The following is a 12,016-nucleotide window of genomic DNA, read 5'->3' as shown; positions in this document are numbered from 1 at the left end:
TATACACATTATTGCAGACGGAAGAACCGCCGACTGGAGGCCGGGACGAAGAGTAGAAAGAGCACCAGCATGTCCGGCAGTTTTTGCATAAACAGCGCGCGCAGGATCTCGCGTTTGGATTCACCGGCGATGCTGAACAGCTCCGGGTAGCCGTATCCCAGCGAGGCGGCCCACAGATAGCTCGCCGCGGTAATCTGCGTCAGCAGATAGACCCAGCGCGCCCAGTTGCGCCCTTTGACCAGCGAAAACGCACAGTAGATCTCGATAAACACCAGCACCAGGCTGCTCAAAAAGACCAGCGTCAGATTCCACGTCTGCACGCTGCGGTGAATGAATTCACCGATGCCGCGCACGCCCAGGGTATTCAGAATCATCAGCACGTCCAGGCAGCGGATCATAATAATGGCGAGCGCCGCCACCTGAACCAGTGCAGGTACGTTAGGACGCGCGTGCGTAATACGTGATTTTTTTAATAATCCCAATGTTTTACTTCCCTGAAAAACAGTGCCGCGTCATGCGCGGCACATCACTGGAAATTTTAAATCCTTCAGCCGCGTCTTGCACGCTGGATATCGCGCACGCGCTGTTTTTCCGCGCGCGCCATCAAATACCAGGCGATAAATCCGACAATTCCGACCACGCCGAGGATGATAGAGGCCAGGGCATTGATCTCCGGGTTGACCCCCATACGCACGCTGGAGAAGACCAGCATCGGCAGCGTCGTCGCCCCCGGGCCGGAGACAAAGCTGGCGATAACCAGATCGTCCAGCGACAGCGTAAACGCCAGCAGCCAGCCGGAGATCACCGCCGGCATAATCATCGGCAGGGTGATGATGAAAAAGACCTTCAGCGGCGTCGCGCCAAGATCCATCGCCGCCTCTTCAATGGAGCGATCCAGCTCGCGCAGGCGCGAGGCGATCACCACCGCGACATAGGCGGTACAGAAGGTGACGTGCGCCAGCCAGATGGTGAGCATACCGCGATCCGCCGGCCAGCCGATGGCGTGCGCCAGGGCCACGAACAGCAGCAGCAGCGCGAGACCGGTGATCACGTCCGGCATGACCAGCGGCGCGGTGATCATAAAGGCGAAGCCGTTCGAGCCGCGAAAACGCCCGAAGCGCACCATCACCAGCGCGGCGATCGTGCCCAGCACGGAGGCCATTGTCGCCGCCAGCGCCGCAATGGTCAGGCTCAACCCCACCGCGCTCATCATCGCATCATCGTGGAACAGCTCGCTGTACCAGCGCGTCGACCAGCCTGCCCAGACCGTCACCAGCTTGGAGCTGTTAAACGAGTAGATCACCAGCATCAGCATCGGCGCATACAGGAAGGTAAAGCCGATAACGAGGATCGCTATCCGCCACGGGGAGCGCACTACCGGTAAGTTGTTCATCCGTGATCTCCCATCTGTTTCTGCTGATGCTTGTGGAACCACATGATCGGCACGATCAGCAGCAGGAGCATCACAATCGCCACCGCAGAGGCCACCGGCCAGTCGCGGTTATTGAAGAACTCCTGCCACAGCACGCGGCCAATCATGATGCTGTCCGGGCCGCCGAGCAGTTCCGGGATCACAAACTCCCCGACCGCCGGGATAAAGACCAGCATCGACCCGGCGATGATGCCGCCTTTGGTCAGCGGGACAATGACGCTGAAGAAGGTTTTTAACGGGCGCGCGCCGAGATCGAGCGACGCTTCCACCAGCGAATAATCAATACGCGTCAGCGCCGTGTAAATCGGCAGCACCATAAACGGCAGATAGGCGTACACGATGCCGATATAGACCGCGAGGTTGGTGTGCAGGATCGTCAGCGGCTGATCGATAACTCCCAGCCACATGAGAAAGTTATTCAGCACGCCGTTGTTTTTCAGGATCCCCATCCAGGCGTAAACGCGGATCAGGAACGAGGTCCACGATGGCAGGATCACCAGCAGCAGCAGGATGTTACGCGTCGACGGCTTGCTGTGCGCCACCGCCCACGCCAGCGGGTAGCCCATCACCAGACAGCAGAGCGTCGAGATCGCCGCCACCTGCAGTGACTGCAGATAGGCTTCGAAATAGAGCGGGTCGTCGGTGAGCTGCAGGAAGTTGCCGAGATTAAGCGTCAGCGTCAGCTGCCCGTCGGCCCAGTCCAGCAGGTTAGTATAGGGCGGGATCGCCCGCGCCATTTCCGCCAGGCTTATCTTGAAAACAATCAGGAACGGCAGCAGGAACAGCAGGATCAGCCACACGTACGGCATGGCGATCACCAGCTTGCGGCCGTGTTTCATCTGCATGCGCGTCAGTAAACCGGCAATGGCACCCGGCTTTTCTACGCGGGCTGGAGGTTCAAGTGTGCTCATGATCGCTCCTTATACCGTCAGCACGACGCAACTGTCAGCGTCCCAGCACAGGCGCACTTCGTCGCCCCAGGTCGGCTGCCCCTTGCGATAGCGATGTTCGTTCTGCAGCTGCGCGCTGAGCATCTGCCCGCTTTTCAGGCGCACGTGGTAGATGGACAGATCGCCCAGATAGGCAATGTGCACCACTTCACCCACGGCAAAGTTATAGCCATCGGCAGGCGGATCCTCACAGAGCATGATTTTCTCCGGACGCAGCGCGACGTAGACCGGCACGTTATCCACCACCGAGTTATCAGGATCGACCTTAAGCGGATGCTGCAGCCCCGGCGATTCGATAACCAGGCCATCCTCCTGACGATCTTTCAGCAGCCCTTCGAAGACGTTAACCGAGCCAATGAACTCCGCACTGTAGCGGGTGGTCGGATGCTCATAAATCTCTTCCGGCTCGCCAATCTGCACGAACTTGCCGCGGTTCATGATCGCGATACGTCCGGCCATGGTCATGGCTTCTTCCTGGTCGTGGGTCACCATCACGCAGGTCACCCCCACGCGCTCGAGGATATCGACCACTTCGAGCTGCATACGGTCGCGCAGTTTTTTATCCAGCGCGCCCATCGGTTCATCAAGCAGCAAGAGTTTCGGGCGTTTTGCCAGACTGCGGGCCAGGGCCACGCGCTGGCGCTGGCCGCCGGAGAGCTGGTGCGGCTTACGCTTCGCGAACTCCTGCATGTGCACCAGGCTCAGCATCTCGGCCACGCGCGCGGTAATTTCCGCTTTCGGCAGTTTGTCCTGCTTCAGGCCAAAGGCGATGTTCTGCTCCACCGTCATGTGCGGGAACAGCGCGTAAGACTGGAACATCATGTTGATCGGGCGCTGATACGGCGGCACGCTGGAGAGATCCACGCCATCAAGCATGATCTGCCCGGCAGTGGGCTGTTCAAAACCGGCCAGCATACGCAGCAGGGTCGATTTACCGCAGCCAGAGGCCCCCAGAAGGGCAAAAATTTCGCCTTTAAAGATCGTCAGGCTGACGTCGTCCACGGCATGCTGGCCATCGAAAGATTTGGTGAGGTTACGTATTTCAAGAAGCGGGGTCAGCGCTTTACGGACTTTCGCCTGCGGGCGGGGGATCGCGTCATTCACGGGGTGTTCTCCGGTAGAGATCAAATCATGGTGCAGGCGCACCAGAACGGTGCGCCTGTTGCCGGACACGCTTCGCTTGCCCGGACTGTGACTCACGGTAACTTATTTACCGCTTTTCACCTTGGTCCACGCGCGGGTACGCACGCGGTCAATTTTTGGATCCTGTACTTTCAGGGTGAAGAGCTTGGCGAACACATCCGCTGGCGGATAGATAGCCGGGTTATTGCGGATTTCTTCGCTCACCAGCGGCACGGAGGCCTTGTTACCGTTCGCGTAGTAAACGTGGTCGCTGATGTGGGCGATCACGTCAGGACGCATCAGGTAGTTGAGGAACTGATACGCTTCGTCTTTATTTTTAGCGTCAGTCGGCATCGCGAAGACGTCAAAGAAGGCCAGCGCCCCCTCCTTCGGAATGAAGTAAGAGACGTTCACGCCGTTTTTCGCCTCTTTCGCGCGGTTAGCCGCCTGCCATACGTCCCCTGCCCAGCCGATCGCGACGCAGATGTCGCCGTTTGCCAGGTCGTTAATGTACTGGGACGAGTGGAAGTAACGAATGTTTGGACGCAGCTTCAGCAGCAGATCGGTCGCCGGACCGGTGTAATCATCGGCTTTACTGCTGTTCGGGTCTTTGCCCAGGTAGTTCAGCACGGTGGCGAAAATCTCTTCCGGCGCATCGAGGAAGGAGACGCCGCAGCTTTTCAGCTTCTCAAGGTTTTCCGGCTTCAGCACCACGTCCCAGCTGTCCAGCTTCACGTCCGGGCCCAGCACCGCTTTGACTTTATCAACGTTGTAGCCGATACCGGTAGTCGCCCACAGGTAAGGCATGGCGTATTTGTTGTCCGGGTCATGCTTAGCCACCAGCTTCAGCACTTCCGGATCGAGGTTTTTCCAGTTCGGTAACTTGCTCTTGTCCAGCGGCTGGAAGACGCCTGCCGTTAGCTGACGCTCCAGGAAGCTTGCGGAAGGCACCACGAGGTCAAACCCGGTGCTGCCCGCCATCAGTTTTCCTTCCAGCACTTCGTTGGAATCGAACACGTCATAGACCACTTTAATGCCGGTCTCTTTTTCAAAATTTGCCACCGTGTCCGGCGCAATATAGTCAGACCAGTTATAAACGTGCAGCGTTTTTTGTTCCGCAGCGAGCGTGCCGGCAGAGACGGCCATCAGAGCACCCGCAACCAGACCCGATAACCATTTTTTATTCAAGGCGATCATAGTGTTATTCCTTCTGAAAGCTCGTTAACAAACGAACTAAAACTGTGCAATCTGAAGATATGCAATAATCATGCATAGTTTGTCGCTCTGCCCAAAATAAAAAGAAACCTCTTTACCCGGCAGTTTCCGCTCGCTTTTTTAAGCATCGCAAGAATAACTGTAGCCCGTGTCCCCGGCTATAGCCCAGACGAAAAAACGCCTTTTATCAATTTTTTATGCAGGTTATGTCTACGTGATAAGCCGAAACGGCCTTCAGGGAGGTGAATAATTCTTTAAAGAAAGGTTAAAAGCAGCAGAAAAAATGGCCTTCTGCAGCCGCCATGGCAGCGACTGCGCAAAAGTCAGACAGGCTTAGTGAAGAAAATTGGGAGATGCATCATTATTCTCTGCATCATCTTCCGCGCTATACAGCAGATGGTGTGCATTGGCTTCCATCATAACCATCGAAATTTGCTCTTCGCTCAAGCGCATAAACCAGGCGAACTGCTTGAACGACAGCCCTGCCCCGGAGAATAAAGACTGGCAAACGACCAGTTTTGGCAGATTATCATCCTGTATGTCGAGAAATGCCTTCACCGTCAAAGAACTGGCATTGATGGCCGACAGGTCGGAGGCCAGCGCCAGCAGCGCGGACGGCTTCACTTCGGCCAGCGCGGAGAAAAGGATCACGTCGTTAATGAGATCGATTTTGGCATCGAAAATGCCGTCGAAATTCTGCATATGAGGCAGATGCAGCGCCTGGCAGGAATCGCATTCGAAGAACGTAATTCCGGCATCATCAAGCCATTGACGTAACGTATCCAGTGTAGGTACGACCTGTAAATCCATCGCGATGCAGCCTCTTTAATAAAAACTTCGCATAGGGTACTCAAAAAGCGCGCGGTAATCCATTTAACCACCCGTTTTCAGACAGTAGCCCGGCGTGGCATGACGCTCGATCCATGAGATCATTTTACCCGCAATATCGACACCTGTGGTTTTTTCCACGCCTTCCAGCCCGGGCGAGGCGTTCACCTCCATGACCAGCGGCCCGCGCGTCGCGCGCAGAAGATCTACACCCGCCACGTCCAGCCCCAGGGTTTGCGCGGCTTTCACCGCAATTTCCCGCTCGCGGTCGCTGATATCAGCGATTCTTGCAATGCCGCCCCGGTGAAGATTAGAGCGGAAGTCGCCCTCTTTGGCCTGGCGCTCAATGGCCGCTACCACCTCGTTTCCCACGACGAAGCAGCGGATGTCGCGCCCTTTGGCCTCTTCAATATACTCCTGCACCAGAATGTGGGCATTCAGCCCGCGGAAGGCGTCAATCACGCTCTCCGCTGCCTGACGCGTCTCCGCCAGCACCACGCCAATGCCCTGGGTGCCTTCCACCAGCTTGATCACCAAAGGGGCGCCGCCCACCATGTCGATCAGATCGCTGGTGTCGTCCGGTGAATGGGCAATCCCCGTGACGGGGAGATCGATCCCCTGACGAGCAAGGAGCTGCAGCGAGCGCAGCTTGTCGCGGGCGCGGGAAATAGCAACGGATTCGTTGAGAGGATAGCTGCCCAGCATCTCGAACTGGCGCAGCGCGGCGGTGCCGTAGTAGGTAATCTGGGAGCCGATGCGGGGGATGACCGCATCGAAATGCGGCAGCTTGCGGCCTTTGTAGTGAATCGACGAGGCGGCCGGGTCGATGTTCATGTAGCAGGACATCGGGTCGAGGATCTCAACCTGATGCCCGCGTTTCGCCGCCGCCTCACGCAGGCGTTTACATGAATAGAGCGTTCCATCCCGGGACAATATGGCAATTTTCACCCTGCACCTCTCTGAAGACATGGAAAAAGCCTGCGTATCATATACGCAGGCAGGCACAGGATAAATGGACTATCGCGTCGCCCAGCCCTGTTTGTGCAGATAATCAAGAATAAACGGGCGATTTTCTTTAATGATGGTGCGACGAATATGGTCGGTCCAGGTATCACGACGGTTATTGCTGCCGCGCGTCATGTAGTAGTTCGCCAGCTCTTCATCGTATTGATTCAGGACATCCTGATCGACCGGCTGGTAGTGGTTTTCGTGCACCAGCATCGCCGCAGGAATGCGCGGCTTCAGATCCGGGTTATCCGCCGGCCAGCCGAGGCACAGGCCAAACAGCGGCAGCACGTGTTTTGGCAGCTTCAGCAGCTCGGTCACGCTTTCGATGTTATTACGCAGGCCGCCGATGTAGACACCGCCTAACCCCAGCGACTCCGCCGCCGTGAAGGCGTTTTGCGCCATCAGCGCGGTATCCACCACGCCCAGCAGCAGCTGTTCGGCCAGCCCCAGCTCGGCCTCAGGGCAGATCTGCAGATGACGGTTAAAGTCGGCGCAGAACACCCAGAACTCCGCTGCCTGCGCCACATGCTTCTGCCCGCCGGTCAGCGTCACCAGCTGCTCGCGCATGACCGGGTCGGTGATGCGGATAATGGAGGTGCACTGCAGGAAGCTCGAGCTCGAGGTCGCCCTGGCGCTGTCGATGATCGCGTTACGCTGCGCCTCGGTAATCGGCTCATCGGTGAAGTGGCGAATGGAACGGTGGGAACGGAGCAGGTCAATCGTGGGTGTCATCTTGTCTCTCTTTGTCGTGCTTAATACGTATTGCAGCCAGTATAGGCAATGATCTGCGCGATGTAATTGGCGAAACATAGCCTGACTGTATCAAAGCGACAGGCGAAACCTTCTTTAATGGCGGCAGGTTATCGGGCACTATATGTCCTATTCGCCGTCAGGCTTGTTTTTTGAGGAGAGAGAAATGTTTGCAGTAATTTTTGGTCGTCCAGGGTGCCCTTACTGTGTGCGCGCGAAAGAGCTGGCTGAGAAACTGACCGAAGAGCGCGATGACTTCAACTTCCGCTACGTGGATATCCACGCGGAAGGCATCACGAAAGCGGATCTCGAAAAAACCGTCGGCAAGCCGGTTGAAACCGTACCGCAGATCTTCCTCGATCAGAAACACATCGGCGGCTGCACTGACTTTGAAGCTTACGCCAAAGAGCATCTGGGTCTGTTTGCTGCCCAGTAATGAAATGAAAGGACGCCCTCACCGAGAGGGCGTTTTTATTTGTGGTGCCGTCGGTGCTGAAGCAGACTGCGCACAAATAAGTAGCAGAGCGCGCCAAGGGCGCACCAGAATACGGCGCTCATCAGCCATGCCAGCTCCTGCCAGAAACTACGCGTTGATATATAGAGCAAGCGCATCAGCAGCAAACAGAGCGGCGCGGCCAGCATGGCGCCCAGCAGCGGCTTCACCACCTCCCCTTTACGGGAGAGAAAACTGGCAGCAGCCCCCGGCAGCGTAAAAAAGAGCAGCCCCAGCTCCGGATGACCCGACGCCCTGAATGCACCTTTCACGTTAAAAGCAAGCGACATGCATACGACCGTGAACAGCAAAAAGCAGCTGATCACCCCCGCCCAGTTTCGTTTAGTGTTCAAACTATCCTCCTGACTTATCTCTATCAAATACACTTTCGTCGGGTAGACGCCCAGTCAGATAAAGCAATGCGGCAATCCTTGCCAAAGTACGCACAGGGTGATGCGATAATCAGTAGCTGTCAGTAGCTAATGCGATTAAACTACACGCCAGCTAATGTTTTAGGGAATAAAGCAGGAAACAGGGAGCGTTAACGCCTTTCCCTGACCCAGAAAACAGTAGCCCAAAAAGTCCTTTCATTCAACAACTTACTGGTAAACAAGAAGTTAGCCTCCGTGAATATAAACGTCGCAGACTTGTTAAATGGGAATTACATCCTGTTATTATTTGTGGTACTGGCGCTGGGCCTTTGCCTGGGTAAATTGCGCCTGGGTTCAGTTCAACTTGGTAATTCCATTGGCGTTTTAGTCGTCTCCTTATTATTAGGCCAGCAGCACTTCAGCATTAACACGGACGCGCTCAACTTAGGTTTTATGCTGTTTATTTTTTGTGTTGGCGTGGAAGCGGGACCGAACTTTTTTTCAATTTTCTTCCGCGACGGCAAAAATTATCTGATGCTGGCGCTGGTGATGGTCGGCAGCGCGCTGCTGATCGCGTTAGGGCTGGGTAAACTGTTTGGCTGGGATATCGGGTTAACGGCCGGTATGCTGGCAGGCTCCATGACCTCCACCCCCGTGCTCGTGGGTGCCGGTGATACCCTGCGCCATTCCGGCATGGCCGGCGCACAGCTTTCTACCGCGCTCGACCACCTGAGTCTCGGCTACGCCCTGACCTATCTGATTGGTCTGGTGAGCCTGATCGTTGGCGCACGCTACCTGCCAAAACTGCAGCACCAGGATCTGCAGACCAGCGCCCAGCAAATCGCCCGCGAGCGCGGTCTGGATACCGACTCCAAACGTAAAGTCTATCTCCCGGTGATCCGCGCCTATCGCGTCGGGCCGGAGCTGGTGGCATGGGCTGACGGCAAAAATCTGCGCGAGCTGGGGATTTACCGCCAGACGGGCTGCTACATCGAACGTATCCGCCGCAACGGCATTCTGGCGAACCCGGACGGCGACGCGGTGCTGCAGATGGGTGACGACATCGCGCTGGTGGGTTACCCGGACGCCCACGCCCGTCTCGACCCGAGCTTCCGTAACGGCAAAGAGGTGTTCGACCGCGACCTGCTCGACATGCGTATCGTCACCGAAGAGATCGTGGTGAAAAACCATAACGCCGTGGGCCGCCGTCTGGCGCAGCTGAAGCTGACCGACCACGGCTGCTTCCTTAACCGTGTGATCCGCAGCCAGATTGAGATGCCTATCGACGATAACGTCGTGCTCAACAAAGGCGACGTGCTGCAGGTCAGCGGCGACGCCCGCCGCGTGAAAACCGTGGCCGACCGCATCGGCTTTATCTCGATTCACAGCCAGGTCACCGACCTGCTGGCCTTCTGCGCCTTCTTTATCGTTGGCCTGATGATCGGGATGATCACCTTCCAGTTCAGCAACTTTAGTTTCGGCATCGGTAACGCCGCCGGTCTGCTGTTCGCCGGGATCATGCTGGGCTTCCTGCGAGCCAACCACCCGACCTTCGGCTATATTCCGCAGGGCGCGCTGAACATGGTGAAAGAGTTCGGTCTGATGGTCTTTATGGCAGGCGTCGGCTTAAGCGCGGGCAGCGGGATTGGTCACAGCCTCGGTGCCGTCGGCTGGCAGATGTTGGTTTCCGGACTTATCGTCAGCCTGGTACCGGTCGTTATCTGTTTCCTGTTCGGTGCCTACGTGCTGCGCATGAACCGCGCCCTGCTCTTCGGGGCGATGATGGGGGCGCGTACCTGTGCTCCAGCGATGGAAATCATCAGCGACACCGCGCGCAGCAACATTCCGGCGCTGGGCTATGCGGGCACGTACGCTATCGCTAACGTGCTGCTGACGCTGGCGGGTACGCTGATTATCATCATCTGGCCAGGACTCGGATAACTCCTAAGAATGCGCGTGGCGGAAAATATTTTTGTTACGCGCAGAACTTTTTTATCAGGGGGCAGTCATAACTAGTGCCACTGCTTTTCTTTGATGTCCCCAATTTGTGGAGCCCATCAACCCCGCCGTTTTGGTTCAAGGTTGATGGGTTTTTTGTTGCCTGAAATTCCCTTTGCTCAAATATCACCTTCTCTCCAGCCATTAAAACATATATGATTAAACGCATATAAAAACCGCGCCTGCAGGAACACCCATGCTCCACCCACTCCAGCTCTTCAAAACCCTTTCCGACGAAACGCGGCTCGCCATCGTCATGCTGCTCCGTGAAACAGGCGAGCTGTGCGTCTGCGATCTCTGCGCCGCCACCGCCGAATCTCAGCCAAAGGTCTCCCGCCACATGGCCCTGCTCCGCGAGTCCGGGCTGGTGATCGACCGTCGCGAGGGGAAATGGGTCCATTACCGTCTCTCTCCCAACATGCCTGCATGGGCGGCAGCCGTTATCGACACCAGCTGGAACTGCCTGCGGGAAGAGACGCGTCTGAAGCTGAAAAACCGACTTCCGGGCTCGTGCTAACCCAAACACATTCACAAAAACAGATATAACGGAGTAAACAATGTTTCTGGCAGGGGCTATTTTTCTGTTTACGCTGGTACTGGTCATCTGGCAGCCCAAAGGACTGAGTATTGGCTGGAGCGCAACCATCGGCGCCGTGCTGGCGCTGTTCAGCGGCGTGATCCACGTAAACGATATTCCGGTCGTGTGGAATATCGTCTGGAACGCCACGGCAACGTTCATTGCCGTCATCATCATCAGCCTGCTGCTGGATGAGTCCGGCTTTTTCGAGTGGGCGGCGCTGCACGTTGCCCGCTGGGGAAACGGTCGCGGGCGATTGCTGTTTACTTATATCGTGCTGCTGGGCGCAGCCGTGGCGGCGCTGTTTGCCAATGACGGCGCAGCGCTGATCCTGACGCCTATCGTTATCGCCATGCTGCTGGCGCTGGGGTTCAGCAAGCAGGCTACGCTGGCGTTTGTGATGGCGGCAGGTTTTATCGCCGATACCGCCAGCCTGCCGCTGATTGTGTCGAACCTGGTCAACATCGTCTCGGCAGACTTCTTCACGCTGGGGTTCAGTGAATATGCTTCGGTGATGATTCCCGTTGATGTCGCTGCAATTGCCGCAACGCTGGTCATGCTCCATCTGTTCTTCCGCAAGGAAATTCCGCCGGAATATGACCTGGCGAAACTCCGCGAACCCGCGCGGGCCATTCACGATCTCCCCACGTTCAGAACGGGCTGGATCGTCCTGCTGCTTCTGCTCGTCGGTTTCTTCGTGCTGGAGCCTCTGGGTATTCCGGTCAGCGCCATTGCGACCGTCGGCGCGCTGATTTTGTTCGCCGTCGCAAAACGCGGACATGCAATAAACACCGGAAAAGTGCTGCGCGGCGCACCGTGGCAGATCGTCATCTTCTCGCTGGGGATGTATCTGGTGGTGTATGGCCTGCGCAATGCCGGGCTGACGGAATATCTCTCAGGTGTACTGAATAGCCTGGCCGGACACGGATTATGGGCCGCCACGCTGGGAACAGGGTTCATCACCGCGTTCCTGTCTTCCATAATGAACAATATGCCCACGGTGCTGATTGGCGCGCTCTCCATTGACGGCAGCACGGCAACTGGGTTGATCAAGGACGCGATGATTTACGCCAACGTGATTGGCTGCGATCTGGGGCCGAAAATCACGCCTATCGGCAGCCTCGCCACCCTGCTCTGGCTCCACGTGCTGGCGCAGAAAAACATGACGATTACCTGGGGCTACTATTTCCGGACGGGCATCATCATGACGCTGCCGGTCCTGTTTGTGACGCTCGCCGCGCTGGCGCTACGTCTCTCCTTCACACTGTAATG

The 12,016-nt window shown here is 56.8% G+C and carries 13 protein-coding genes; 4 read left to right on the top strand and 9 right to left on the bottom strand.

Features of this window, described 5'->3' with window-relative positions:
• Positions 1-8 precede the first annotated feature (8 nt).
• The 8 genes from OTG14_RS02860 to nfsA form a co-directional block, all read right to left on the bottom strand.
• Complete coding sequence (locus OTG14_RS02860; protein WP_024907853.1) at positions 9-482, bottom strand: YbjO family protein; 474 nt, start codon at positions 480-482, stop codon at positions 9-11.
• Positions 483-547: 65 nt separating this feature from the next.
• A complete protein-coding gene (potI, locus tag OTG14_RS02855) occupies positions 548-1,393 on the bottom strand; it encodes a putrescine ABC transporter permease PotI (protein WP_008503447.1) in 846 nt (281 codons plus the stop codon).
• Positions 1,390-2,343: a putrescine ABC transporter permease PotH gene (gene potH, locus OTG14_RS02850; protein ID WP_061715675.1), complete on the bottom strand. Its 954-nt coding sequence runs from the start codon at positions 2,341-2,343 to the stop codon at positions 1,390-1,392. The genes potI and potH overlap by 4 nt, the downstream gene beginning before the upstream one ends.
• 9 nt (positions 2,344-2,352) lie before the next feature.
• Entirely contained in the window at positions 2,353-3,486 is a 1,134-nt protein-coding gene (gene potG, locus OTG14_RS02845) for a putrescine ABC transporter ATP-binding subunit PotG (protein ID WP_148768830.1), read from the bottom strand.
• Between the two features lie 102 nt (positions 3,487-3,588).
• Positions 3,589-4,701 carry a spermidine/putrescine ABC transporter substrate-binding protein PotF gene (gene potF, locus OTG14_RS02840; RefSeq protein ID WP_024907856.1) on the bottom strand — a complete coding sequence of 371 codons (1,113 nt, stop codon included), beginning with the start codon at positions 4,699-4,701 and terminating at the stop codon, positions 3,589-3,591.
• 351 nt (positions 4,702-5,052) lie between these two features.
• Positions 5,053-5,529, bottom strand: coding sequence for a YbjN domain-containing protein (locus tag OTG14_RS02835; protein WP_003858385.1), 477 nt, complete (start codon positions 5,527-5,529; stop codon positions 5,053-5,055).
• A gap of 63 nt (positions 5,530-5,592) precedes the next feature.
• Entirely contained in the window at positions 5,593-6,495 is a 903-nt protein-coding gene (gene rimK, locus OTG14_RS02830) for a 30S ribosomal protein S6--L-glutamate ligase (RefSeq protein WP_024907857.1), read from the bottom strand.
• A 69-nt stretch (positions 6,496-6,564) separates the two neighbouring features.
• Entirely contained in the window at positions 6,565-7,287 is a 723-nt protein-coding gene (gene nfsA / locus OTG14_RS02825; protein WP_157188826.1) for a nitroreductase NfsA, read from the bottom strand.
• A 184-nt stretch (positions 7,288-7,471) separates the two neighbouring features.
• Here nfsA and OTG14_RS02820 point away from each other — a divergent pair, with 184 nt between their 5' ends.
• Entirely contained in the window at positions 7,472-7,741 is a 270-nt protein-coding gene (locus OTG14_RS02820; protein WP_006809455.1) for a GrxA family glutaredoxin, read from the top strand.
• A 35-nt stretch (positions 7,742-7,776) separates the two neighbouring features.
• Here the strand turns inward: OTG14_RS02820 and OTG14_RS02815 are convergent, their stop codons facing one another.
• Complete coding sequence (locus tag OTG14_RS02815) at positions 7,777-8,151, bottom strand: inner membrane protein YbjM (RefSeq protein ID WP_061715676.1); 375 nt, start codon at positions 8,149-8,151, stop codon at positions 7,777-7,779.
• Positions 8,152-8,424: 273 nt separating this feature from the next.
• Here OTG14_RS02815 and OTG14_RS02810 point away from each other — a divergent pair, with 273 nt between their 5' ends.
• From OTG14_RS02810 to OTG14_RS02800, 3 genes are all read left to right on the top strand, one after another.
• Positions 8,425-10,110 carry an aspartate:alanine antiporter gene (locus tag OTG14_RS02810; protein WP_014169303.1) on the top strand — a complete coding sequence of 562 codons (1,686 nt, stop codon included), beginning with the start codon at positions 8,425-8,427 and terminating at the stop codon, positions 10,108-10,110.
• A gap of 253 nt (positions 10,111-10,363) precedes the next feature.
• Entirely contained in the window at positions 10,364-10,684 is a 321-nt protein-coding gene (locus OTG14_RS02805; protein ID WP_193540338.1) for a metalloregulator ArsR/SmtB family transcription factor, read from the top strand.
• Between the two features lie 40 nt (positions 10,685-10,724).
• Positions 10,725-12,014: an arsenic transporter gene (locus OTG14_RS02800; RefSeq protein ID WP_267214551.1), complete on the top strand. Its 1,290-nt coding sequence runs from the start codon at positions 10,725-10,727 to the stop codon at positions 12,012-12,014.
• Positions 12,015-12,016: the final 2 nt, after the last annotated feature.

Source organism: Enterobacter pseudoroggenkampii (assembly GCF_026420145.1).
GTDB classification, from domain to species: Bacteria; Pseudomonadota; Gammaproteobacteria; order Enterobacterales; family Enterobacteriaceae; genus Enterobacter; species Enterobacter pseudoroggenkampii.
This window is presented reverse-complemented; position numbering and strand designations above follow the sequence as displayed.